22 protein-coding genes and 1 pseudogene are annotated in these 23,815 nt (G+C 66.9%); 17 read left to right on the top strand and 6 right to left on the bottom strand.

Annotated features, from left to right (window positions below):
* Positions 1-4 precede the first annotated feature (4 nt).
* From ABH936_RS02210 to ABH936_RS02160, 11 genes are all read left to right on the top strand, one after another.
* Positions 5-3,217: an Eco57I restriction-modification methylase domain-containing protein gene (locus ABH936_RS02210; RefSeq protein WP_404602464.1), complete on the top strand. Its 3,213-nt coding sequence runs from the start codon at positions 5-7 to the stop codon at positions 3,215-3,217.
* Positions 3,214-5,547 (top strand): BREX-1 system phosphatase PglZ type B, encoded by a 2,334-nt coding sequence (pglZ, locus tag ABH936_RS02205; protein ID WP_404602461.1) that lies wholly within the window; start codon positions 3,214-3,216, stop codon positions 5,545-5,547. Before ABH936_RS02210 ends, pglZ begins: the two co-directional genes overlap by 4 nt.
* Positions 5,544-7,601 (top strand): protease Lon-related BREX system protein BrxL, encoded by a 2,058-nt coding sequence (gene brxL / locus ABH936_RS02200; RefSeq protein ID WP_404602459.1) that lies wholly within the window; start codon positions 5,544-5,546, stop codon positions 7,599-7,601. Before pglZ ends, brxL begins: the two co-directional genes overlap by 4 nt.
* A gap of 209 nt (positions 7,602-7,810) precedes the next feature.
* On the top strand, positions 7,811-7,996 hold the full coding sequence (locus tag ABH936_RS02195) for a hypothetical protein (protein WP_404602457.1): 186 nt from the start codon (positions 7,811-7,813) through the stop codon (positions 7,994-7,996).
* Positions 7,997-8,049: 53 nt separating this feature from the next.
* Complete coding sequence (locus ABH936_RS02190; RefSeq protein ID WP_404602455.1) at positions 8,050-8,328, top strand: hypothetical protein; 279 nt, start codon at positions 8,050-8,052, stop codon at positions 8,326-8,328.
* Positions 8,329-8,394: 66 nt separating this feature from the next.
* Entirely contained in the window at positions 8,395-8,967 is a 573-nt protein-coding gene (locus ABH936_RS02185) for an HNH endonuclease (RefSeq protein WP_404602453.1), read from the top strand.
* A gap of 26 nt (positions 8,968-8,993) precedes the next feature.
* Entirely contained in the window at positions 8,994-9,749 is a 756-nt protein-coding gene (locus ABH936_RS02180; RefSeq protein WP_404602451.1) for an NINE protein, read from the top strand.
* 28 nt (positions 9,750-9,777) lie between these two features.
* Positions 9,778-10,650: an alpha/beta fold hydrolase gene (locus tag ABH936_RS02175; protein WP_288756426.1), complete on the top strand. Its 873-nt coding sequence runs from the start codon at positions 9,778-9,780 to the stop codon at positions 10,648-10,650.
* Between the two features lie 290 nt (positions 10,651-10,940).
* Positions 10,941-12,080, top strand: coding sequence for a proline-rich domain-containing protein (locus ABH936_RS02170; protein ID WP_288756428.1), 1,140 nt, complete (start codon positions 10,941-10,943; stop codon positions 12,078-12,080).
* Positions 12,081-12,625: 545 nt separating this feature from the next.
* On the top strand, positions 12,626-12,880 hold the full coding sequence (locus ABH936_RS02165; protein ID WP_288756429.1) for an NINE protein: 255 nt from the start codon (positions 12,626-12,628) through the stop codon (positions 12,878-12,880).
* A 94-nt stretch (positions 12,881-12,974) separates the two neighbouring features.
* Positions 12,975-13,439 (top strand): hypothetical protein, encoded by a 465-nt coding sequence (locus tag ABH936_RS02160; RefSeq protein ID WP_404602448.1) that lies wholly within the window; start codon positions 12,975-12,977, stop codon positions 13,437-13,439.
* A gap of 415 nt (positions 13,440-13,854) precedes the next feature.
* Here the strand turns inward: ABH936_RS02160 and ABH936_RS02155 are convergent, their stop codons facing one another.
* On the bottom strand, positions 13,855-14,220 hold the full coding sequence (locus ABH936_RS02155; protein ID WP_038566408.1) for a hypothetical protein: 366 nt from the start codon (positions 14,218-14,220) through the stop codon (positions 13,855-13,857).
* A gap of 10 nt (positions 14,221-14,230) precedes the next feature.
* Here ABH936_RS02155 and ABH936_RS02150 point away from each other — a divergent pair, with 10 nt between their 5' ends.
* Entirely contained in the window at positions 14,231-14,593 is a 363-nt protein-coding gene (locus tag ABH936_RS02150; protein ID WP_404602445.1) for a hypothetical protein, read from the top strand.
* A gap of 123 nt (positions 14,594-14,716) precedes the next feature.
* Here the strand turns inward: ABH936_RS02150 and ABH936_RS02145 are convergent, their stop codons facing one another.
* Positions 14,717-15,637 carry an NADP-dependent oxidoreductase gene (locus tag ABH936_RS02145; protein WP_404602443.1) on the bottom strand — a complete coding sequence of 307 codons (921 nt, stop codon included), beginning with the start codon at positions 15,635-15,637 and terminating at the stop codon, positions 14,717-14,719.
* A gap of 255 nt (positions 15,638-15,892) precedes the next feature.
* Here ABH936_RS02145 and ABH936_RS02140 point away from each other — a divergent pair, with 255 nt between their 5' ends.
* A complete protein-coding gene (locus tag ABH936_RS02140) occupies positions 15,893-16,987 on the top strand; it encodes a hypothetical protein (protein WP_288756433.1) in 1,095 nt (364 codons plus the stop codon).
* A gap of 8 nt (positions 16,988-16,995) precedes the next feature.
* Here the strand turns inward: ABH936_RS02140 and ABH936_RS02135 are convergent, their stop codons facing one another.
* Both ABH936_RS02135 and ABH936_RS02130 read right to left on the bottom strand, forming a co-directional pair.
* Entirely contained in the window at positions 16,996-17,718 is a 723-nt protein-coding gene (locus tag ABH936_RS02135) for a GTP pyrophosphokinase family protein (RefSeq protein ID WP_404602441.1), read from the bottom strand.
* A gap of 115 nt (positions 17,719-17,833) precedes the next feature.
* Positions 17,834-17,995, bottom strand: a complete 162-nt coding sequence (locus ABH936_RS02130; protein WP_156444974.1) for a hypothetical protein — start codon at positions 17,993-17,995, stop codon at positions 17,834-17,836.
* Positions 17,996-18,332: 337 nt separating this feature from the next.
* On the opposite strand from ABH936_RS02130, the gene ABH936_RS02125 reads away from it, so the two are divergent.
* Positions 18,333-18,980 (top strand): DUF2332 family protein, encoded by a 648-nt coding sequence (locus ABH936_RS02125; protein ID WP_404602438.1) that lies wholly within the window; start codon positions 18,333-18,335, stop codon positions 18,978-18,980.
* Complete coding sequence (locus tag ABH936_RS02120) at positions 18,908-19,570, top strand: DUF2332 family protein (RefSeq protein ID WP_404602436.1); 663 nt, start codon at positions 18,908-18,910, stop codon at positions 19,568-19,570. Before ABH936_RS02125 ends, ABH936_RS02120 begins: the two co-directional genes overlap by 73 nt.
* Positions 19,571-20,024: 454 nt before the next feature.
* Here the strand turns inward: ABH936_RS02120 and ABH936_RS02115 are convergent.
* Positions 20,025-20,736: pseudogene (locus ABH936_RS02115) on the bottom strand (alpha/beta hydrolase).
* 726 nt (positions 20,737-21,462) lie between these two features.
* Between ABH936_RS02115 and ABH936_RS02110 the strand changes: the two are divergent.
* A complete protein-coding gene (locus ABH936_RS02110) occupies positions 21,463-21,882 on the top strand; it encodes an NUDIX domain-containing protein (RefSeq protein WP_404602434.1) in 420 nt (139 codons plus the stop codon).
* A gap of 283 nt (positions 21,883-22,165) precedes the next feature.
* On the opposite strand, the gene ABH936_RS02105 is transcribed toward ABH936_RS02110, so the two are convergent.
* Positions 22,166-22,699, bottom strand: a complete 534-nt coding sequence (locus ABH936_RS02105; RefSeq protein WP_241725306.1) for a type 1 glutamine amidotransferase domain-containing protein — start codon at positions 22,697-22,699, stop codon at positions 22,166-22,168.
* A 548-nt stretch (positions 22,700-23,247) separates the two neighbouring features.
* On the opposite strand from ABH936_RS02105, the gene ABH936_RS02100 reads away from it, so the two are divergent.
* Complete coding sequence (locus ABH936_RS02100; RefSeq protein WP_404602432.1) at positions 23,248-23,739, top strand: hypothetical protein; 492 nt, start codon at positions 23,248-23,250, stop codon at positions 23,737-23,739.
* Positions 23,740-23,815: the final 76 nt, after the last annotated feature.

Below are 23,815 nucleotides of genomic sequence, written 5' to 3'. Positions count from 1 at the left end.
GGCAATGACTGAGGTCCTCAACGCCGACCAACGGCGCTTTCTCGACGCCCAGACGCAGCGCGCCCGCGAGGCTGCGCAACGCGCTGCCGAGGATGCTCTGCGCGCTCTCGCGGTCAACGAGCCGAGCCGTCCGGGCTACTTGAGTGATGTGCAGAACAAGCTCCGGCTTGCGCTCCGCGACAAAGCACGGCAGCTCGGCGACGACACCGCACGCGCGGGTGCACTACTCACCAACCTGGTGCACGATGTCGCCTATGAGCAGTGGCACCGCTTGCTGTTCGCGCGCTTCCTGGAAGTCAATGGCCTGCTCCGACATCCCGATTACCGCGATATCCCGTTGTCATTGGAAGACTGCGGCGATCTCGCGTCTGACCTTGGCGAGCCGGATGCCTGGGCCGTTGCCGCGCGGTTCGCCTCGGAGATTCTGCCCGGCGTGTTCCGCCTCACCGACCCCGCGGTACAAGTCCGGATCGCAGCCGAACACCGCAACGCTCTGGAGCGCCTCCTGCTCGACATCCCATCCGAGATGTTCAGGACGGAGGACGCGCTCGGCTGGGTGTACCAGTTCTGGCAGACGGCCGAGAAGAAGCGCGTCAACGACTCAGGCGTTAAAGTCGGCGGGGCCGACCTTTCGCCCGTCACACAGCTGTTCACCGAGAACTACATGGTTCGATTCCTGCTGGAGAACTCGCTCGGCGCATGGTGGGCTGCACTTCACCCCGAGTCCTCGCTCATTGGCGGCTGGGAGTACTTGCGTCGCAACGAGGACGGCACGCCCGCGGCGGGCTCGTTTGGTGGCTGGCCCGAGCGTGCTGCCGACGTGACGGTGATGGACCCCTGCTGTGGCTCTGGCCACTTTCTCGTCGCGATGTTCGGCATGCTCTGGCGTATGCGCGCCGAGGAGGAAGGCCTCACGCCGGCTGAGGCACAAGATGCGGTCCTCCGCGACAACCTTCATGGGCTCGAACTCGACCCGCGCTGCACTCAGATCGCTACTTTCAACGTGGCCCTTGAAGCCTGGAAGCAGGGTGGGTTCCGGAGCCTTCCTGCTCCCCAGATTGCCTGTTCAGGCATCCCTATTAGGGGAGAGCTTCAAAACTGGGAGGCGCTTGCCGAGAACGATATCGAGCTTCGGGGGCTCCTTGGCCGATTGCACGGGAGGTTTCGCGAAGCCGACACACTTGGATCGCTGATCGATCCGCGACCCTCGACTGACGGTGACACATTGGTTAGCCGAGACATGACTGTCGATGTCGGCTGGGACCGTATCCGTGTAGCACTTCAGCAGGCACTTGAGGTTGACCAGGTCTCAGCAACCGTTCTCGGTCATGCAGCAGAAGACGTGGTCGACGCGGCGGCGCTCCTCGGTGGTGTCTACACGCTGGTGGCCACAAACCCGCCATTCCTCAACGATCAGAAAATGGAAGCAGAGCTCTACAACTACTGCGCGTTTCATTTTCCTGACGCCAGTGCGGAACTGGCCGTCACTTTCGTCGAGCGTGCTGCGAAGCTCGTCGGCCCACACGGCACGATCTCAATTGTCTTGCCCAGTACGTGGTTGACCCTTCGTCCCTACCTCGATTACCGGAGGCGGAAGCTCAAGGAATCGTCGCTTCGGTTGCTGGCCAATCTCGGGCCAGGAGCATTTTCGGGGCTTACTGGTGAAGTAGTCAAGCCGGTTCTGATGGTCCAATTTCCACACGAACAGCCGAGTAGTCACGTAACCATCGATGTTGCTGATTATCCAGTGGCCGAACGAGCGAGCGCCCTCGCCAGCGACGCACTCTTAGCGCGTAATCAGGATATTCACCTTGGAAACCCAAATACCGCCATCGCGTTCAGGAACGCACAGGGGGCTGCCTACCTTTCTGACTATTGCACGTCGCATTTGGGCATTTCGACAGGAGACAACAACCGGTTTGTTCGCAAGTTTTGGGAATTCCCAATGATTGATGACCGATGGGACCGCCTTACCGGCACGGTTGGCGAGAGTGTTCCCTACGGCGGTCGCGATGAGGTGCTCCTATGGGAGTCCGGTGCAGGAAAACTCTATGACTTCATAACTGAGCGCCTCGGTGACGGGCGTCAAGGAACCTGGATCAGAGGGAAGAACGCCTGGCGGAAAGAAGGGATCAGCCTTTCTCGTGCTGGGAAGTTCCCCTCCACGCTGTATTCAGGAACGTTGTTCCTTGACAGTCCAGCGGTCTTCATTCCATCCGCCCCGGAATATCGCCCGGCGATTTGGCAATTCGTTCAGTCTGAAGAGTACCGTCTGGCGGTTCGCGCCATTAATCAGAAGGTCATCGCCACGGTCTCCACAATGGTCAAGGTACCTTTCGACCTTGAGCGGTGGCAGGCGGTGGCGGAAGCCTCAGAGCCATTGCCCAGTCCTGTCACGAACGATCCCACGCAGTGGCTGTTCCGAGGTGATGTGGCATCGTCTGTTCACCCGCTTCAGGTGGCCGTCGCACGGCTTCTTGGGTACATGTGGCCTGAGGCCCAAGGAGACTCACTCGATGGCCTATCCGACTCAGATGGCATCGCAGCATTGATGACACTCCCCGGTGAACCAGACCTTGCTACGCGGCTTCGCGAACTTCTCGGACGTGCGTTTGGTAACGAATGGTCCAGTGTGTTTGAACGGAAGCTGGTGATCGATGCCGGCGGCAAGAACGGCCGTCTGGAGGACTGGCTCCGCGACTCGTTTTTTTCCCAGCATGTGAGGGTCTTTGACAACCGACCGTTCCTGTGGCACATCTGGGATGGCCGCAAGGACGGGTTCTCGGCGGTCGTCAATTATCACAAGCTTGACCGCCGAACGCTGGAGAAGCTGACCTTCACCACTCTTGGCGCTTGGATTGACCGACAGAAGCACGAGGCCCGCGCAGAACGCCCTGGTGCCGATGCGCGGCTGGCTGCCGCCGAAGAACTTCAGCGCAGACTCCAGCTGATTCTTGGCGGCGAGCCGCCCTATGACGTGTATGTCCGGTGGAAGGAGATGGCCGAGCAGCCGATTGGGTGGGAGCCTGACGTTGATGACGGGGTTCGCTTGAACATCCGTCCGTTCGTGATCGCCGACGTGCTCCGGTCCAAGGTGAACGTCCACTGGCGAAAGGACCGTGGAACCAATCCCGACGGGTCGGAACGGCACAACGATCTGCACCCGACACTTGAGGAGCGCCGTACCGCCCGGCACGAGGCAGGGGACGCCAAATGACGCTTGTCCGTGCCATCGTCGCGAAAGCCCTCCGTGACGCTGCTGCCTTCAATGCGGGGGCGAACTCTGCCCCAGCGGCTGTTCTGTGGGCCGATCCTGAGCGCACATGGGAGCCGGTGATTCGCATCCTCCAAGAGGCAGTACCCATCTTGGTGCTCGGAGAGTACGATCCCGCAGCTGCACGAGGTCCAGCGCTTTGGCTTCGAGCCGTTCTTGCCTCGCCCCAGTCAGCAGAACTGCCAGCTCATCTTGCCGAACAAGACGAACGCAACCCGTGGGTTATCTACCTGCCTGGGATCAGTCGAGGCTCCGTGGCAGAGGCAGCGGCGCTCGACGACTCGCTCGCCCCGTTGGCTGAGGTGGCGATTCGCTCGAACTGGTGGCCCTCTGCCCACGGTCAGACGCCCTGGACGCCTCACTCTTTCCTTGCGTCGAAGCAGGGTGCGGGGCTCGACATCGCGAGCGACAGTGCGACGAAGGCGGCCCTCGCTCAGGTGCTGGACAAGTTCATCTTCGAGGACGTCGATGATCTCAAGCGCATGGGGCGCCTCGATTCGTCTCGCCTGCACCACCTCGTGCTCGATGACACGGTTCGCACCCTCCTCGAATGGATGAACGAGCCGGACGACGTGAGGGCTTCGCTCGAAGGTGCGCAGTGGCAGGCCCTTGTCTCCTCCTGCAAGTCCGTTTACGGCTTTGGCCCTGAGAAGGACGGCGCGCTCACCGCAGCCAGTAAACTCGGCGGCCGAACGGGCGAGTGGGGAGCTGTCTGGCAACGGTTTGCGGAGAACCCGAGCCGCTATCCGAACCTTCCTGCCTTGCTAGACCAGGCGCGGCCCTCTGTGGTGCCGCTCTTTGGAGACACCGACCCACACCCTGACTCGTGGCCTTCGTGGAACCGCGACCAGGAGGACGCGCTTAGGTCGGCGCTCGATGCATTGGGAACTCATCCCGACCCGCGTGGTCGCATTGAAGAGCTCGCTGCCGCGCACACGTCGCGCGAAGACAGCGTCTGGGCTGCTCTCGGCCAGGCACCGCTTGCAACGGCTGTCGGCCACCTCGCGGAACTGGCAGACCGTGTAGTTACCGCTTCGACAGCGACGGACCTCAATACTCAGGTGGCCTGGTATAGCGACGAGGGCCACGTGATTGACGACCTCGCACTGCGGACGATCGCGACGGCCAGGACGGCACAAGATCGAGCCGCTGTTGCTCACGCGCTCGGTGCGATCTACGACCCGTGGGTCGATCAGTCGGCACGAGCATTCCAGAAGGCCGCTGTTGGCACCTATCGCGGCCAGACAGGTCTCGACGTAGCCGCCGGAACGTGCGTGGTCTACGTTGATGCACTGCGCTATGACCTGGCCGCTCGTGTTGCTCGCCGACTGTCAGGGCTGGCGGCCGTTGTGCAGCCGCGCCAGGCGGCCTTCCCTAGCGTCACACCAACTGGCCAGCCGGCGGTCGCACCAATCGAGATCAGCATGGCTGGCGGCGCTGCCTTCGACGCGGCCGACGATCAGGGGCGATCTGTGAAGGGTGCAGTGCTGCGGTCGGCCCTCGCTGGCGCGGAGGTGCAGTTCCTCGACTGGGACACCGCTCAGGTCGGCGACCCTGCCGGAACGGCGTGGACGCAGACGAACATGATCGACTCGTTGGGCCACTCGCACGGTCACCAGATGGCAGACCTCATCGACCACCACCTCGACCTCATCGCTGAGCGTGTTCGTGCACTGCTCGACGCAGGGTGGCGGAAGGTCGTCGTGGTCACCGATCACGGGTTCCTCTTGCCAGGCCAAGCAGCGCAGAAGGTCAACCTCCCGGTACAAGTCACGGAAGGCGATGCTGCCCGTAAGCCGCGTGTGGCGCGGTTGAAGGCTGCCGCGGCGCGCCCGGACTTCCCGATCCTGCCCTGGACTTGGGACTCGTCCGTTGACATGGTCAGCGCACCGGGAGCTGCTGCATTTGAGTCGGGCTGCCTGTATGAGCACGGAGGGCTGAGCCTTCAGGAGTGCGTGATCCCCGTCGTCACTGTGACACGCGGCGATTCGACCGCTGCGCCCGCCCAGATTGAAGCTGTTCGATGGACCGGACAGCGCTGCCGCATCGACTACGGCCCTGCCGAAACCGAAGTGGTCGCCGAAGTTCGGCTTCGCCCAGCGGACGCATCGAGCGCCGTCGGTGGCCCGAAGTCGCCGACCGAGCCGGGCGAGGTCAAGGTACTCGTCGATGAGGAACAGGCTCCTGCTGGGGCGAGCGCCTGGGTCGTGCTTCTCGACCTGAGCGGTGGAGTTCTAGCACAAGCACAAACCACGGTGGGAGGCGTCGAATGACCGAGGCAATCACGCTCGACGAGATCGACACGACCGCAGCATCCGCCTTCGAGGGGTACGTCGTTCGCAAGGACCTCGCCCAGCAGTTCAAGGGCGCGTATCCCGTTCCGACCTACGTCGGAGAGTTCCTCATCGGACGCTACTGCGCCACGACCGACCCAGAGGAGATCGAAGAAGGGCTCAAAGTCGTACGACGGTTGCTCGCCGACCGCACAGTGCGGGCAGGCGAAGAGGAGCTCTTCAAGTCGCGCGCGCGTGAGCGTATGACGATCAAGCTCATTGACCTCCTCAAGGCCCGACTCGACGCGAAGTCGAACTCGTACGTCGCTGAGCTGCCGAGCCTCGGCCTGCGCGACGTGCGGATCGATGATGCAGCCGTGCGTGACAACGAGCGAATGCTCACGGGCGGGTTTTACGCCGAGGTCGACCTGTTCTACGACGCTGTGATTGCCGAAGAGAATAACGGGAAGCCCTTTGCCATCGGGTCGCTGCGCCCCATCCAGCTCTCAACCCGCGACTCACTCTCCCGGTTGGCCGAAGGCCGTTCGCGGTTCACGACCGAGCAGTGGAAGCACCTCCTGCTTCGATCGGTTGGCTTCGAACCTGCGCGTCTCAGCGGGCGCCAGCAGGATGTCCTGTTGTTGCGCATGGTGCCGTTCGTGCAGCGGAACTTCAACATGGTGGAGTTGGGTCCGCGTGGTACGGGGAAGTCGCACTTGTTCCAGCAGGTGTCGCCGTACGCACACTTGATTTCCGGCGGCAAGGCCACCGTCGCGCGCATGTTTGTCAACAATGCGACCGGGCAGCGCGGCCTCGTAGCGCAGTATGACGTGGTGTGCTTCGACGAAGTATCAGGAGTGTCCTTCGATCAGAAGGACGGGGTCAACATCATGAAGGGATACATGGAGTCCGGCGAGTTCTCCCGTGGCCGCGAGTCCATCCGCGCCGACGGTTCGATCGTGCTCGTCGGCAACTTCGATGTCGATGTCGCGCACCAGCAGCGCATTGGCCACCTGCTTTCGCCGCTGCCTCCAGAGATGCGCGACGATACCGCGTTCATGGACCGCATCCACGCCTACCTTCCCGGCTGGGATGTACCGAAGCTCAACCCGACATACTTCACCCATCACTTTGGGCTCGTGAGCGACTTTCTCTCCGAGTGCTGGTCGCGCCTGCGAGACCAGTCACGTCTCGCATCGATCCAGGGCCGTGTCAATTACTCGGATGCTCTCTCGGGGCGTGACCTGTCGGCAGTGAACAAGACAGTGGACGGGTTGCTCAAGTTGCTCTACCCCGATGCCGAAACCGCAATCGGCGACGAGGACCTGGAGTGGGCAGTGCGCATCGCACTGGAGTGCCGCCGGCGAGTCAAGGAGCAGCAGCGTCGCATCGGTGCTGCCGAGTTCAGGAACACCCAGTTCGGCTATCGCCTTGGCGAGGGCATCGAACAGTTCGTATCGACCCCTGAACTAGCGAGTCCTGATTCCATTGGCATCGACCCGTTGCCGCCGGGCCAGGTGTGGGCGATCTCCGAGGGGAGCGGTGACGCCGGCCCCGGGCTCTACCGAATCGAGGCGGCCGATACACCTGGATCGGGGGCGCGGGGGCTCCTTAACCAAGCCGCACCTGCCACCCTCCGAGAGAGTTTCAAGGTAGCTGAGCAGAACCTCATCGCCCAGGCACGTTATCTCGTGGGTGACCGCGATCCGCGCGACCACAACCTCACCGCACAGGTCCGAGCCCTGGACGCCGCCAAGACTGGGGCTGGCCTCGGTCTCCCTATTCTTCTCGCACTCGCTTCCGCGATGCTTCAACGGTCGGTGCGTGGCGGGTTGATCGCGGTCGGCAACCTGTCGCTCGGGGGTGGGGTCGAGACAGTCCTGAACGCCGCTGCGCTCGCGGAGCATGCGATGGAGAAGGGGGCATCTGCCTTGCTCCTGCCTGTGTCCGCGCGCCGCCAGCTCCTCGACGTCAGCGACGAGGTCGCAACGAAGGTGTCGTTCATTTTTTACGGTGACGCTCAGGATGCCATCGTGAAGGCGCTCGACGAATGAGTAACGAAGTGTTTCTGCGATCCGTGCAGCAGTCCCATGCAGATGCACCCAAGCGTGACGGATCCACCGGTCTTGACCTGTGAGTGTGGGCCCACCCTACGAACATGAGACGGCATGAGGGTTCAGCCCGCTCGTCAAGGGCTACGACGCGACGAGATCCGCTTCGTCCGCGTCACGAATCAGGCGACAAGCCGCCGGCAGTCACCATCGTGACGACCCACGCCGACCTCCACCTCGAGTTCGGTTCGTGGGCGCGAGAAGGCGAGGCACGCGAGGCCGCGAAATCGTTCGCGGAGCTGCTGGCGAGCCTCATGCGTCTGCCCGTCGAAGAAGTGCCCGTCGTCGAGGTCCCAGAGCTGGACGAGCGCCCGGATGCACCGCGGATCGAGAGATGAGTGCCCTCTCCGCGGTGCGTGAGCTGGCGTCGAGCGTATGGGCGGTGATCTGAGTGCCTGACGTATGGCCAGAGGCCACCCAGGATGCATTGCGGGCCGCAGCGATCCGCTGGCTGGCCGTTCGCACCAATGACGGCCTCGACGCGCTGACGTCGGAGGAGATCGCCGAGTTCACCTTCGAAGGCCAGGGTTTCAGACTCATGGATCCCCAACGGGGGATCCGAAAGCCGCGACAGTTCACGGCGGCGCTGTCGATCCGAACGACCTATCGTCCTGCCGGCGCTGACCGCCCGTACGACGACGACCTCGGCCCTGACGGTCTCGTGCGGTAAAAGTGGCGTGGTGACGACCCCGATCACCCCGAGAACCGGGCTCTGCGAGAAGCGATGCTTCGCCGGGTGCCCCTGATCTGGTTCTGGGGAGTGGGTCCGGCGCTGTACAAGCCCGTCTACCCGGTGTATCTCATCGGTGAGGAGGTGGCACAGCAACAGTTCGTCGTCGCGACGGATGGGTTGCAGCACCTCCAGGCGACGGAATCCCCGATGGAAGAAGTCCTGCGTCGATACCTGCGCCAAGAAACCTATCGCCGCCTGCATCAGCCGGTGTTCCGCAGCATGGTGATGCGAGCCTACGAATCACGATGTGCCGTCTGCCAGCTCCGGCACAGCCCCTTGCTCGACGCCGCGCACATCGTCGAAGACCGCCACGAGCGTGGCATCGCCTCCGTCCGCAACGGGCTCGCGCTCTGCAAGATCCATCACGCCGCCTATGACGTCGGCATCCTCGGCCTGACACCCGAGTTACGCGTCGAGGTACGCGCCGACATCCTCGACGAGGTGGACGGCCCGTTGCTCGAGCACGGCATCAAGAAGCTGCACGGTCAACCGCTCATGGTGGTTCCCCGCCGCCGCGCCGACCGGCCCGACCCCGAGCTGCTGCAGATCCACTACGAGCGCTTTCGCGCCTCGTGACCGCCTTCGCGTGCCACAGTTGAGACATGAGCAACGACCCGGGTTACGGCGGCACCCATCGGCACGACGACACGCAGGCCATGCCCCACGCGTCAGGGCCTTATGGGGCGCGTTCCGACGGCTACGCAGCTGCGCGAGACAGGCACCACGGCAGCTCTCCGGCCGGCGACGACGGCTACCGGGCCGACGCGCCCTACATCGACTCGGCCGGCGCGACTCACGGCGGACGGGCCGCGGGCGCCGACCAGCCGTACCCTTACTCGCCGTACCCGTCGGGCGCGCCCTCCGGCCAGGGCTCGCCCGGGTATGGCCAGGGCCCGTCGTGGCAGGGCGGCTACGGTCAAGGCCCGCACGGCGCGCCGGGTTACGGCCAGCAGGGCAACGGTGCATGGCAGGGGCCGACCGCCCAGCGGTTCCCAGGCCAACAGCCCCAGGCCTACGGGTCGTGGCAGGGCCCCGTGCAGCCCAGCGTCGCACCCGGCCAGATGCCCTACGCGTCGGGCCTGATCGACCCGATGACGGGCGAACCGCTCTCCGACAAATCCAAGATCGCCGCCGGCCTGCTGCAGCTCTTCTTCGGCTACTTCGGCGTCGGCCGCTTCTACATCGGTGACACGCGAACCGGCGGCATCCAACTCGCCCTCGGCCTCATCGGCCTGTTCGGCACGCTCATCCTCGTCGGATTCCCGATCCTCGTCGGCGTCAGCATCTGGGCGTTCATCGACGCGATCCTCATGCTGACCGGCTCCGTGCGCGACCCCTACGGTCGCAAGCTGAACTGAGCCACCACCCGACGAGTAGCGTCGAACCATGAGCGCTTCGAGTCAGCCCACCGCCCCCTGGGGCCATGCCCGCGCCGTCACCGTCGCCGACCTGACGTTCGACGTCGCCACCGCCGGCCCTGATGACGGCGCGCCGGTGATGCTGCTGCACGGCTTCCCCGAGTCGAACGCCCAATGGCGTTCCGTCGCAGCGCAACTCGCCGACGCCGGCCACCGCGTCATCGCCCCGAACCTGCGCGGATACTCGTCCGCCGCGCGCCCACGTGGCGTCGAGAACTACTCGATCGACGAACTCGTCGGCGACGTTATCGGCCTGCTCGACGCCCTCGACATCGAGCGCGCGCACCTCGTCGGGCACGACTGGGGCGGCACGATCGGGTGGTTCGCCGCCATCCGCCACCCCGAACGTTTCGCGACGTACACCGCTGCCAGCACCGCCCACCCCAAGGCCATGCTCGACGCCATTGCAACCGACGAATCCCAGCGCGACGCCATGCAGTACATCAAGACGTTCCGCGAACCCGACGCCGCCGAACACCTCATGGCCGACGACTGGCGCCAGCTACGCGAAGGCTGCCACGACCTGCCCCGCGCGACGTTTGACGAACACGCCCGCCTCCTCGCCGAACCCGGCGCACTCGACGCCGCCCTCAACTATTACCGCGCCTACGGCCCCCGCGACGCCGCCGACCTCGGACCTTGCACCATCCCGACGACGTACGTCTGGGGCGCGGACGACTTCGCCTTCGGCCGCACCGCCGCCCACCTCACCCACGCCTACGTCGACGCCCCCTACCGCCTCGTCGAACTCGAGAACACCGGCCACTGGATCAGCGACCTCCACCCCGAACCGCTCGCCGCCGCCATCCTCGAACGCATCGACGAGGCCCACGGACGCTGAGCTGACGCCGTCGTCGCCGCCACTCGAAGGGGCCGGCGGAGGCGCGCGCTCGCCCGACGGGTCTGTGTGCTCGCTCGGCAAGCCTGCGAGCGATCCATGCCAACGACCGCGGGAGGGCGCCACGAGCGCGCCGAGCCCGTCGAAATGGACGGCAGACGGTCCCGTCGTCCACCGCCCTGACGGCGACCGACACGCGAACGACACGGCGTTACCCGCCAGTTGGAACCGATGAGCTCCCAGGTTCCTCTAATGTGTTGCTCCAACGTCCGTGGCACGGGAGGAAAACCGCGATGTCCAACTCGAACGACGACCTGAACGAGCAGCCGACGCAGATGGCGTCGGCCGGTTCGCACGAGCAGGCCGGCGAGGGCCAGTCGACCTGGCAGAGCCAGGGTCAGCAGGGTCAGCACCAGGCAGGCGGGCTCGGCGGACAGTTCGCTGCCAACGAGGGCGAGACCCGCGCGATGCCGCACAACGCCTCGAACGCGCAGGGCTCGAACGGGTACGGCCAGGCCTCCGGCGGCCCCGGCCAGTACCCGCCGGTTCCCGGCTCCGCTCCGCAGGCCGGCACCTACCAGACGTCGGGTGGCCAGCAGGGCTCGAACCCCGCCGGCCAGTACGGCTCCGGGTACGGTTCGTCGGCACAGAATTCCGCGCCCAACAACCAGGGTGGTCAGTGGAACTCGGCTCCGCAGGGCCAGCAGGGCGCACCCTACGGCCAGAACGGCCAGGGTCAGCCCGCCCAGCAGAACGGCGGCTACAACTCCGCGCCGCAGGGCTACGCTTCCGGCGCGCCGGCGGGATACGCCAACACCAACCAGCAGGGCACCGCCTACAGCCCCGGCCAGCAGTACAACCAGGGCCAGCAGTACAACCAGGGCCAGACGGTGACGCAGAACCAGTACGCACCCCAGAACGGCGCGACGGCCGACAAGCCCCGCCCCGGCATCGGCAAGACCCTCGGCTGGGGCATGGTCGCATCCGCGCTCCTCGCCATCATCGGCGTCTTCGGCACCTGGATGTGGGTCAAGCTCGATGCCGGCACGCTCGGCAACGTCAACGCCTCGACCAACGGCATCGGCATGAAGTCGAGCAACATCCCCGACTCCAGCTCCGCCGGCGATGACAACAAGATTACTGACGGCTGGTTCATCCTTATTCCCGCCATCATCGCCCTGGCTCTCGGCGTGCTGCGGGCGCTCGGCAAGATCCGCAAGCCCGTCATGTGGGCCGGCGCAGCGCTGGGCGGTATCGCCACGGCCGTCGCCGTCTACGACTACTTCGACGTCCGTGACAAGCTGGACGAGGCGAAGCAGAGCGCGAACGGCCTCGCCGGGTTCAGCGCCGGCAGCGGCTGGGGGCTGACGCTGTGCATCATCGCGGCACTGCTCATGCTCATCACGAGCGTCATCAGCGCCCTGCGCGATTGACGAACGCTCTCACCGCAGAGGCGCCTCACCCCGAGCAGGGTAGGGCGCCTCGGGCGTTGTCGGCGAAGATGACGGGGCGCTGTGTAACTGTTCCAGCCGCAGCGTCGTCTGTGGACGGTGACGGTTGTGGATGACGAACGCGCTGCCGGTCGTGGCGTCGCAAGACTGACGTCATGTTTCCCGCACCCGAACCGCAGCCCACGTCGTTGCCGTACCCGCTCCCACCGGCTCACCCTGGCGTGGACAGCTACGGCCCGCCCATCGACGCACCCCACATCCCCCCGACTCAGAGCTTCGCGCCTGACGCTCGGGGCCACCGCGACAGCGGGTGGAACCACGAACAGCTCATGCCCGGCGCCTGGCCTTCGGGCGCGTGGTCGTCGGCTGCCTGGGCCTCGGGACCGTGGCCGCCCGGAACCGTCCCCCCGCAAGACTGGTCGGCGGGGCCGCGGGCTCCTGGGGAGTGGTCCGCGGCGGGGTGGCATCAGGGAAGGTGGCAACCCGGCCCATGGCAACCGAGCGCGTGGCCGACGCAGCCCGCATCCGTGCCGCAGCATTCACCGCGCAAGAAGACGACAGCGGGGCTCCTGCAGATCGTCGGTGGCTGGGCGGGCCTTGGCCGGTTCTACGCCGGTGACTCACGCCGCGGCGGCATCCACCTCGCGGTGTTCAGCAGTGGCATCTTCGTGCCCGGCTGCACGATGCTCAGCGTGTTCATGGTCGCCTACGGCGTCATCGACGGCATCCAGATCCTCATGTTCAACGCCCGCGACGACACCGGCCGGTTGTTGAGCGAATGAGGAGGTTGCTGACGACAGCTCAGCGTGCTTCCAGATTTGAGATCAGGGTGCTGACCCGCTCGCGGCGGCCGTCTTCGGAGCCTCGGGGCCTCCGGTGCCGAGCGTATTGGTCGGCTCGGGAGCAGGCGGTGTCGTCGCCGGGGGCTGCGTGGGCGCAGGCGTTGTCGGGGCCTGCGTCGTCGGCGGCGGTGCGGACGTCGTGGTGGGTTTCGTCGTCGTGGTGGTCGACGGCGCCGTGGTCGTCGACTTCGTCGTCGGCTTCGTCGACGTGGGCTTCGGTTTGGACGAGGTCGTCTTCGGCTTCGTCGTCGTGCGAGGCGCGCGCGTCGTCGTCGTGCGGGGCGCGCGCGTCGTCGGCGCCGTGCGCGTGGGCGCCGTGGTCGGTGCCACCGTCGTGGCCTGCGCGGTCGGCCGGCTCGACGAGGCCGTCGACGTGCTCGAGGAGGACGACGAGCTCGAGCTCGATGAACTTGACGAAACAGACGATGAATTCGACGGCGTGGCCGATGTGCTCGACGCGACCGAGGCCGGGAGCTCGGAGTCGCTGTTGCTGCCGTAGTTCTTCGCGAACATGGTGGCACCGACCAACGCGCCAGCACCGATGATCGACGCCGTCACCACCCCGATGAACGCGCGACGACGAGACCGGTTGGCTTCTTCCTCAGCCAGCAGGTCATCGTGCTCGTCGTCATGCCAGAACGGCTCATCCTCCACCATCGTCACGAGTCTACGAAGGTGCGACGCCGACGACAAACAGGCAGCCGCGAACCTCGTCGGAAGATGAGTCTGCGGCCCTCGACGTCCGGGACCCGCGCGCGTGGGGGGGGGCACGCGGCCGTCGCAACGTCGACGGTGTGTTCGAGCTTTCCGCACCCCTGCGGCGCGAGGATCTCGACACCGAGTCCGACGTGCCACCGGGGCGAGCCGTCAGCTCGGTCGTCCAAGCCGCGCGGTCTTCCATGCGGCGCAGGCACTCAGTTCGACGCGAGGTCGCAGATGTTGTACCACCCCTGCGGGTTCGTCTCGTTCTTCTCGAACGACGTGAAGTTCCACGCCACCTTCGTGTACGCGGGCCGCCCGCGGCACGTGCCGAGCTTGGCCGTGATGTACGCCTTCTGCCGCGGCAGGTCGACCATCGAATCGGAGTTCTCGCCGTTCTCGGCGATGCCCGTGGCACGTGCCACCTGGCCGCCCCAGCTGCTCCACACGACGTCCGTGACGAACATCGTGTGGTGCGACGTGATGGCGAACGTCGACGGCTTGACCTTGCCGATGCCATCGGCGATGACCGGGCTGCCCGGCGTGAGAACTTGCTCGCGCCCGAACGTCACACCACTCACGGTGCTCGGCGTGGGATCACCCGGCGCAGGCGGGCGCTCGGAGGTCGCGCTGTACGTCGGCGAACTGCGCGTCGCCGACGCTGACGTCGGCTGCGGCGCCACCGTCGACGACGCAGGCGTCGTGGGGGCAGCGGTGCTCGACGTCGGGGCCGGCGTGGAAGTCGGCACGCTCGAGGACACCGCCGTCGACGTGATGGGTTGCGACGAGGTCCATGACGGCGTGGTCGACGCCGAGGTGGACGCCGTCGCCGTGAACGACGACGTGCCCGACGCCGGGTTCGACCCGTCGTCCGACGAACAACCCGTCAGGGCTGCGAGGCCGGCGATGAACGTGACGCTGACGATCCCCCGAGTTCTCATGCTTCAACGCTAGGCCGCTACCAGGCGGTAGGGGTGCGAAGTGGCCGGGAATTCGGGGTGCGAGATCAGCAGGTTCACCATCGAGCCGACGAGCCCGCCACACGGTCGGCGGAACTCGTCGGCTGGACGAGATGCGTCAGGGGGTGACGACGATCTTGCCGCGCGTGTGGCCCTCACGGCTCTGGGCGAAGGCATCGGCGAGCCGCTCGAGCGGGAACGTCGCGGCGATGTCGACGCGCAGCGCGCCGTCGTCGACGAGTTGCGCGAGCTTCGCGAGATCCTCGGCGCTCGGGCGCACCCACGCATAGAGCCCGCCATTGAGCGCGACGCTCGGGTCGGCGACCGATACGTGCCGCCCGGCCGGGGTGAGCAGCTGCATCGTCTGCTCCTCGACGTCACCGACGTAGTCGGCGCTCACCGTCACGCCGTCGGGTGCGATGGCGCGCACACGCTCGACCAGGCCGTCACCGTATTCGACGACGTCGTCCGCCCCCAGGCCGCGCACGTACTCGTGGTTGCGCTCGGACGCGGTGCCGATGACACGCGCCCCGATGTGCTTCGCGACCTGCACCGCGTACGACCCGACGCCGCCGGCCGCACCGTGCACGAGCAGCGTGTCGTTGGCGTTGAGGTTGAGACGCGTCAGCGTCTGGTAGGCCGTGAGCCCGGCGAGGGGCAGGGAGGCCGCTTCCTCGAACGTCATCGACGCGGGCTTGCGAGTCGCGGTACGCACCGGGACGGTGACGAGTTCGGCGAACGTGCCGCCGGCCACGACGTCCTTGCGGGCGTACGCCATGATCTCGTCGCCGACGCGGAACTCGGGCGCGTCGAGCCCGACGGCCTCGACGACGCCCGCGACGTCCCAGCCCGGAACGGCGGGGAAGACCGTCATCATGAGCGGGTCGAGCCCGCCCGACATGACCTTCCAGTCGACGGGGTTGACGCTCGCCGCCTTGACGCGCACGAGCACCTCACCGGGGCCGACGCGCGGGGTGTCGAGGTCGCGCAGTTCGAGAACACTGTCATCGCCGTAGCGGGAGTACGTCATCGCCTTCATGCTCGGTTCAATGACATGCGCGGCGCACATATTCCGTTGCGCGGTCGGCAGAGTCGTCGATCGCCACGTCGAGCGCGTCCCCGATCGTCGTGGCGTGACGTGGCGCGCGCCGAGGCGGCAGGGCGGCACGTCGCACCCCGGCGTCCCGGCGGCAAGGATGAGCGCGGCGCGCTGATGGCGCATCATGGGCACGAGCATGACGACGACGCGACACACGAGTTGCCCCTCCGATCGGCGGGAGAACGCCCGGCCGGGATGGCCTCCGGGGGAGACGTTTCCGGACCGGACACCGCGCCGTCGGACCCGTCGGATCGCCCTGTCCTCGACGTCGGGCTCGTCGTCTCACCCGTAGCGCTGCTGACAACCGAGACGCTCGCGTCCGACGTGACGGCGGCGCTCGCGGCGCAGTACCCGCAGGTCGAGTGGAACCTCGTCGTCGTCGAAGATCGTCTCGCCGAACCGCCCGTCACGCCCCTCGACCTCATCGAGACGGCTCGTGGTCGGATGCTCGACGAGAACTGGGATCTCGTGCTCGTCCTCACCGATCTGCCGCTCAAAGACGGGCGCCGTGTCGTGCAGACGCAGCTGTCGCCCGTCCATGGCGTCGGGCTCGTCGTCGTGCCGGCCCTCGGTGTCGTGCAGGTGGCGACGAAGGTGCGCGCCGCGTGCGTGCGTCTCGTCGAGGAGCTGCTCGACTTCGACGAGGACGACACGAGCGGCGACATCGACCGCCGTGCCCGCCAGCGGGCCGAGGACGTCGAGGGGCGCGACGACGAGAACCCGGTGCAGTTCGCGGCGCGCGTGCTCGGCGGCAACGTTGGCGTGCTGCTCGGGCTCGTGCGAGCCAACCGTCCGTTGACGCTCGCGCTGCGCCTCAGTCAACTCATCGCGGTGACGGCCGCAGCCGGCGCGCTCACGCTCATCACGCCCGACATCTGGGTGCTCGCCACGAACTACGGGCCGTGGAGGCTCGGCCTGCTGTCGGTGGTCGCCGTTGTGGCCGTAGCGGTTTCGCTGATCGTCGGGGCGAAGTTGTGGGAACGCCCGCGCCGCAAGGCCGAGCGCGAACAAGTGATGCTCTTCAACGTCGCCACAGCCCTGACGATGACGATCGGCGTCAGCGTCTTCTACCTCGCCGTGTTCCTGCTGGCGCTCGCCGCCGCTTTCCTGCTGCTCGACGGGCATTCGTTCCAGCAGTTGTCGGATCAGTCATGGTCGATCGGCAAGATCGTCGAGAGCGCCTGGATGACGGCGTCACTCGCGACGCTGGGCGGCGCTGTCGGAGCAGGCCTCGAGGAGGACGACATCACCCGCGCCGCGGCCTACACGCGCGAGTCGGACGAGGGCTGAGCCTCGCCTCAGTGACGCTCCGGCGAACTGTCGAAGTAGCTGATGAGCTGCAGCATCTCGGGCAGCACGTGATCGTCATCGGCGGAGTGCGCCGTGCGCAGCGCACTGATCTCGTGGTACAGCCTCTCCATGTCGGCGTCGAGACGGCTGGCCGTGTGCGCCGCCGTCGTCAGCTCCGCGAGCAGGTGCGTGGGCACGTCGCCGTCGTACTTGTAGTAGATCTTGTGCTCGAGGCTCGCCCAGAAATCCATGGCGATGGTGCGCAACTGCACCTCGACGGGCACGGGCTGCGGGCCCGTCGACAAGAAGATCGGCACCTCGACGATGAGATGCAGGCTGCGATACCCGTTCGGCTTCGGGTGCGCGACGTAGTCCTTCTGCTCGAGCAGCGTGACGTCGTCCTGTGCGAGCAACAGGTCGCGGACGCGGTAGACGTCATGCGTGAACGAGCAGATGACGCGGATGCCGGCGATGTCCGTGACGCGCGCCCGGACGTCGTCGAGGTGGTGGCAGTCGCGTTTGCGGGCCTTGCGCAGCAGTGACTGCATCGACTTCAGCCGCGTGCTGACGCTCTCGATGGGGCTGTAGCTGTCGGTGTGCGTGAACTCGCGTTGCAGCACGCGCAGCTTCGTCCCGATCTCGTCGATGGCCGAGCGGTACGCGACCATGAACTGCTCGACGGCCGCGATCCGCTCACGCGCCTCCTGAGCCGACAGGACGGGACGAGGCATGGTGTGAATCGGTCATCGGTGAGCTCCAGCACATGGTCGGGACGCCCCCAGCGTAGGCCTGCACCCCTGCGCGTGCGCTGAGCAGCCGCTCAACCCTTTGTCAGACCGCGTTCGATCATGCTGCGGGTTCGACGAACGTCATCGCGAACGCGGCTGGGCGGCTCGTATCCGCACACAGCGTCGCGTAGGGGGTGACGGGGGTTTCGGCGACGTCGGCGGGTGACGCGTCGGGCGTCGTCGTCAGCGTGGCGAGGGTGAACGGGTTGGTGATGGTCATGCGTGATCCTTCGAGTCAGGTGGCCGGTCGGCGGCGCGATGGTTCGCAGCTTCGCGTCGTGGCGAGGTGGGGATCCGGGCCGGGCGTCACGGACGCGGGGCGGGGATCATCGAGCGGGGCCGGAGAGATCTCGTCGGCTGCGTGCCCGTGTTCCACTCAACCACACGACGCGCGATTTCATGCCATCGGGGTGCGGCGTGACGCTGTGTCCAACCGAGCGGTACGGACGGCGCGGGCTCCCGCCGCGCGTGGATTTCGGGGTTTTTTCTTCGGCTCGACGTCTTGTGAGCCGCCGTCGACGGGCGGAGGCTGACGTCGAGGCACCGAGGAGGCCACCATGACCATGACCGGGCTAGAAGCCGACACCGCCACGGCCTACCGCAGGTTCGCCACGAACGAAGCTCGCGGAAACTCGCCGATCTATGAGGCGATCTGCCAGCGCATCGCGGATGACGACGCCGTCCTCTCGCTCATCGCGACGCTGCCTGCGCCCAAGGGTCAGCCCAACCTCGTCCTGGGCGCTGCGCGCTACCTCGACGCGCCGTCCGACGATGCGTCGTCGTTCGCCGCCTGGTTGCACGAGCACTGGGACGAGGTGCGCGCAGTGGCGCTCTCGCGGGCCACCCAGACGAACGAGGTCGGGCGATGCGCGACGCTGCTGCCGTTCATCGCTGATGCGGCGCGTGCAGCGGGCGACGGCCCGATCTCGCTCGTCGAGGTCGGGTGCTCGGCCGGGTTGGCGCTCTACCCCGACCTCTATGCCTATGAGTACGTCGCCGAGTCCGAGGCTGGCGAAGACCCCGCCGCGGTGGCGCTGACGACGAGGGTGTCGACGCATACGGCGAGTGCAAGGACGCACCCGCTGGTGGGGCGAGGGCTTCCCGGGGGCGCGAATCCTCATGCGATGACGAGGTGTTCGAGCCGCGAGAGGCGTCGGGTCCGTTCGGGGTTGACGGGGTTGACGGGGTCGACCGGCCGCTGCTGACGTGCGTGGTCGCCGGCGCACTCGACGAGATGACGAACGCAACGCCGCATGCGCCGACGATCGCATGGCGTGGCGGCCTCGATCTCAACCCACTCGATGTGTTGTCCGATGACCCCGAGGCTCTCGACAACGCCCGTTGGTTGCGAGCGCTCGTGTGGCCGGGCCAGGACGAACGCGCATCGCGGCTCGCTGCGGCGATCGACACCGTCAGGCGGCACGTGACGTCGCACCCCGAGGACGCCGCGCACATCGTCCGTGGCGATGTCGTCGACGACCTCGAGCGCCTCGTCGCGCAGGTGCCCGACGAACTGCACCTCGTGCTGTTCCACTCGGCCGTGCTTGCCTACGTCGACGATGACACCCGCGCACGATTCGAACGTCGCCTGCACGAGTTGACGCATCGGCCCGGTGGTTTCACGTGGATCAGCAACGAGGCGCCCAGCGTCATGCCAGGCATGCGCGACGCGGTGGCTGCTGCCTGGGAGCCACGTGATCTGCAGGGACGTTTCGTGCTCGCCGTCGACGGGCAACCCCGCGCTCTGACGGGGCCCCACGGGCAGTCGCTGACAGCGTGGGATGCCACGAACTGAGCTTCCCCCCGTGATGTGGCCGGGGGGGTGAAAGCCTGACGTCAGCTGGTCAGCCGCCTGTGGCTGGCGACCCTGACTCAACCGCGATTCTTGTCCACATTCGCTCGACCTCACTCAGGCGGGCGCACGGCCCCCGCCCACCTCTGCCTACGGTGCATCCCAGTCAGCCGGCTCCAGGGGCGCGGACGGTGGTGACGCCGTCGTCTCCGCGTCGGTGATGTGACGAGCGACGGCTGAGGCCGAGACCTCGCCCATCCGTCGTCGGTCCGGAGGCAGCGGCGCCCAGAATGTGACCGTAGATCGCCGATGGGGACGGGATCGGCGAATGTGGATGAGAATGGCCGATGGGGACAGGAACCGCGGATGGGTAAGGAGCGGGGGGCTCCGGCCAGGGCCACGACCAGATCGCCGAGGTGCGAGCGGGCCAACGGGTGAACGGGCGAGCGGCGGGGCGTCAGCGCACGTGGAGGGCCATGCGGAGAGCGCCGACGGCCTCGGCCATGCAGCGTCGCCCGAGGTCCGTCGCCAGGATGTTGATGAACGGGTGCACGGCGTCGGTGTGCACGCGCAACGTCGTCGCCACACCTGCGTCGGAGAGCTTGCGCGCGTAGGCGATTCCCTCGTCACGCAACGGATCGAATCCCGCGACGGCGACGTACGCCGGTGCCAGCCCGCGCTCCGCGAGCTGCTGCAGATCATCGGCCAACAGCGGTGAGACGCGCGGGTCGCGGCGCATCGCATCGACGTCGTCCGGCAGCGTTCCGCCTCCGAGGTAGTTCGCCTCGTACCAATCCATGTTGGCGCGCGTGAGGAAGTAGCCCTCGCTGAACAGTTCGTAGCTGCGCGAGCGCGGCAGCGTCAGGTCGGTGACGGGTACGAACAGCATCTGCCGCAGGTTGCGGTCCGCCGACACGGGCGCATTCCTGCGCGACGACGGCTGCGAGGTTGCCGCCGGCCGAATCGCCTCCCACCGCAATGCGATTCGGGTCGATGCCGAGTGCGTCAGCATGTGCATGCGCCCAGCGAAACGCCGCGACGGCGTCGTCGACGGCAGCGGGGAACACATGTTCAGGAGCGAGGCGGTAGTCGACGTTGAGCACCGCCACCTCGCCGCCCGCGCACAACGCCCGAGCGACGGCGTCATGCGTGTGATGCGACCCCAGCACCCACCCGCCGCCGTGGAAGTACACCAGCAGCGGCAGCCGGTCCGCGCGAGGCTCGCGGTTGGCGACGTTCGGGGCGTCCGTGCGAGCATCGACCGCCGCGCCGGCTTCCGCCGCGCCGGCTTCCGTGGTGCCGACTTCATCCGCATCGGGGTCGACGACGCGCGCATGCTTGCCCACCACCGTCACGGGCGAGGGGTGCGGGCGGTACAGGCGGGCGGGGATGTCTCCCGCGCCGTACGGCGAGCCGTCGAGGACGACATCTTGGACGTTCGCAACATCAGCGAGTTCACCTGCGAAGAGCCACGATTCGGCTGCGAGAGCGTGACGGGCATCAGCGATCGAGCGCTCGTCGAGCTCTTTGCCTCCGATGCGTCCGAGCACCTTCAACCCGACGGTGATGTCGGGGTCGAGCGCCCCACCGTCGACGATGTGCGGTTGGCCTGCGGCACGATGACGAACGGCTCGCGGCAGCGCGAGCAACGCTTCGAACGCGCGTCGCTGCGCACGATCAGCGACCGACGGGAGGAAAGGGGCATTGCCGGGAGTCACGTCTTCACTATGCCGCCTCGCATTGACGCTGGGGGTCTTACGAATCTGTGTTCATGCGAATCGAAGCGCCATGCGGCGCCGGTGGATCGCGCCGCCCCCGTGCCGCTGTCCGTGGGCTCGCGACGAATTCGGTTGACCCCCGGAACGTCACGGGGCTCAACATCTAGGGTTGGAAGAATGGTGGAGGAGAATCTCATTCGGGTCGCTGCGGTCGTCTTTCGGAACGCCGAAGGTCACGTGCTGACGGTCCGCAAGCGCGGCACGCAGCGGTTCATGCTGCCTGGCGGCAAGCTCGAGGACGGGGAAACGTTTGCTCAGACGGCGTCGCGCGAGGTCGAGGAGGAGTTGGGGCTCGTGGTCTCGGCGGCCGAACTCGAGCCGCTCGGCGAGTTCCGCTCCGACGCGGCGAACGAACCAGGTTTCGCCCTCGAGTCCCACGTGTTCACCTACCCCGGAGAGCTGACGCAGACGCCGCGCGTCGCCGCCGAGATCGAGGAACTGCGGTGGTTCACCGAGGCACAGTTGCGCGAGCCGAAGCACGACGTCCTGCTCGCTCCGATGCTGCAGTTCAACGCCGTCCCTGCGATCTTCGGCTGACGCCTCCTGTGCGTCCCTGCGTCTCAGACGCCCGCTGACGTGTGGGGGCTGCGAGGCCGGCGTCCAACGCGGGGAGGCTGATGGGCGCCGAGCCGAGGACGAATGTGACCGAAGATCGCCGATGTGGACGAGACTCGCCGTTGGGGCAGCGCTGGACATGCAAACGCCCCGGCAGTCGGCAGCGTGAGCAAATCCGACGAACCGGGGCGTCGCATGAGGGGTGAACCTCAGCCAGGAACCCACTGGCGACAAGCCTCACGAGGAGACGTTGTCGAGGCCAACCTCAGACGGAGGCCTTCTCGACCGCGTCGAGGAGCGCCTTGTCGAAGGCGGGCAGGTCGTCGGGGTTACGGCTCGTGATGAGGTTCGCGTCGATGACGACCTCTTCGTCGACCCATTCGCCGCCGGCGTTGCGGATGTCCGTCTGGAGGCTCGGGAACGACGCGACGCGCTTGCCGCGCACGACGTCGGCCTCGATGAGCATCCACGGAGCGTGGCAGATGGCCGCGAGGGGCTTGCCGCCCGTGACGAACTGGCGGACGAAGTCGACGGCTTCCGGCACGGCGCGCAGGTTGTCGGGGTTGGCGACGCCACCGGGCAGCACGAGCGCGGCGTAGTCGTTGATGTCGGCGTCCGACAGCTCGACGTCGACCTTCTGCGTGCCCGACTTCTCGAGGTGGTCGAACAGGTCCACCTCGCCCGACTCGGGCGAGATGAGGACGGGCGTGTGGCCCGCGTCGGTGACGGCCTTCCAGGGGTCGGTCAGCTCGACGCTCTCGATGCCTTCAGAACTGGTGAGGAATGCAATTTTTGCCATCTGTTCAACATAATTCGCACGGCAGCGGCATGCAACGCCCGACGGGGTGGACGCGCCGGAACCTCCAGGCCAGCCACGCCTGCGAGGGCTCTGCGACCCGTCGAGCCCTCGCCGCACCACGTCGCCGCCGTCACTGCGCACCCCGCGAATCCCGTCCGCTGCGGCGATTCTCGTTCCCCTGTGCGATTTTCGGTCACATTCGTCCGGGGTTCTACCATCGCCATCACCACGCGGACAGCGACGACCCGGCGCCTGATCATTGCCCGAAAGCGCGTCATGAAGGACGCGTTTTCGGGCAGACATGGCGACGGCCGCGCGGTCGCGTAGTCGCCGCACCGTCTCGACGATGACGATGACGACGACGTCCGCGTCGCCCGTATACGTTGCCGGACGCCGTACTTGACGTCCGACGACGGGAGCCCGATGCCGCATTCATGCATCGGTGGCCTCGTATTCTCTCTGGTGTCGACGCAGACGCCTCGAGGGCCGTCGGCCGGCGTATCGACACGACGGCCGGCATGGCGGGGCGGCTGCGCCACAATGACCCCATGGACGACGAAAGCCCCGAAGCCGCGTATCGCCTCCTCCACGAGCGGGTGACGGGCGGGCCACCCGAGGCCGGTGGTTCGTCGATCAGCGCCGCGCAGTACGACGCGGCGCGCAGCGCGTATCTCGAGGAGCGGGGCATCGTCGCCCGCGTCGGTGTGGCGGTGTGGCCGCCGACGTCGCAGACGATCCGTCAGCGCCTCGGCGGCGGGTCGTGGGCGCGCGCCGCCGAGGCGCTCGGGCTGACGGCGAACGCCGGACGCTCGCGCGGCGCCGGCTCGTTCTCCGACGACGACTACCGCGCGGCCGTCGCCGCCTTCCTCGCCGCCGCAGCCGACGACGGCCGCCCCGACGTCGCGTCGACCTCCTTCACCGCCTACGGCGCGTGGATGAAGAGCGAATGCGACGCCGGCCGCACGGCGCCCAGTGGCGCTGCGGTGCGTCAGCACTTCGGGTCGTGGGCCGCGGCGAAGGGCGCCGTCGCGCGCGGGTGAGTCGCGCGGGTGACGAGAGCGCGCCGGGTGGGCCCCGATCCACTGGTCGTGTGATGCAGGTCATAGAGTGGCGGGC

Origin of the sequence: Dermacoccus sp. GAS27A (assembly GCF_044909235.1) — a bacterium.
Classification (GTDB): Bacteria; Actinomycetota; Actinomycetes; order Actinomycetales; family Dermatophilaceae; genus Dermacoccus; species Dermacoccus nishinomiyaensis.
This window is presented reverse-complemented; position numbering and strand designations above follow the sequence as displayed.

Bases quoted from the DNA above. Each gene is read 5' to 3' on its own strand.
- ABH936_RS02110 (WP_404602434.1), top strand. From the start codon at position 21,463: ATGGTGGAGGAGAATCTCATTCGGGTCGCTGCGGTCGTCTTTCGGAAC.
- ABH936_RS02210 (WP_404602464.1), top strand. From the start codon at position 5: ATGACTGAGGTCCTCAACGCCGACCAACGGCGCTTTCTCGACGCCCAG.
- ABH936_RS02105 (WP_241725306.1), bottom strand. From the start codon at position 22,699: ATGGCAAAAATTGCATTCCTCACCAGTTCTGAAGGCATCGAGAGCGTC.
- ABH936_RS02175 (WP_288756426.1), top strand. From the start codon at position 9,778: ATGAGCGCTTCGAGTCAGCCCACCGCCCCCTGGGGCCATGCCCGCGCC.
- ABH936_RS02135 (WP_404602441.1), bottom strand. From the start codon at position 17,718: ATGCCTCGTCCCGTCCTGTCGGCTCAGGAGGCGCGTGAGCGGATCGCG.
- ABH936_RS02170 (WP_288756428.1), top strand. From the start codon at position 10,941: ATGTCCAACTCGAACGACGACCTGAACGAGCAGCCGACGCAGATGGCG.
- brxL (WP_404602459.1), top strand. From the start codon at position 5,544: ATGACCGAGGCAATCACGCTCGACGAGATCGACACGACCGCAGCATCC.
- ABH936_RS02130 (WP_156444974.1), bottom strand. From the start codon at position 17,995: ATGACCATCACCAACCCGTTCACCCTCGCCACGCTGACGACGACGCCC.
- pglZ (WP_404602461.1), top strand. From the start codon at position 3,214: ATGACGCTTGTCCGTGCCATCGTCGCGAAAGCCCTCCGTGACGCTGCT.
- ABH936_RS02140 (WP_288756433.1), top strand. From the start codon at position 15,893: ATGGCCTCCGGGGGAGACGTTTCCGGACCGGACACCGCGCCGTCGGAC.
- ABH936_RS02125 (WP_404602438.1), top strand. From the start codon at position 18,333: ATGACCATGACCGGGCTAGAAGCCGACACCGCCACGGCCTACCGCAGG.
- ABH936_RS02145 (WP_404602443.1), bottom strand. From the start codon at position 15,637: ATGAAGGCGATGACGTACTCCCGCTACGGCGATGACAGTGTTCTCGAA.
- ABH936_RS02180 (WP_404602451.1), top strand. From the start codon at position 8,994: ATGAGCAACGACCCGGGTTACGGCGGCACCCATCGGCACGACGACACG.
- ABH936_RS02100 (WP_404602432.1), top strand. From the start codon at position 23,248: ATGGACGACGAAAGCCCCGAAGCCGCGTATCGCCTCCTCCACGAGCGG.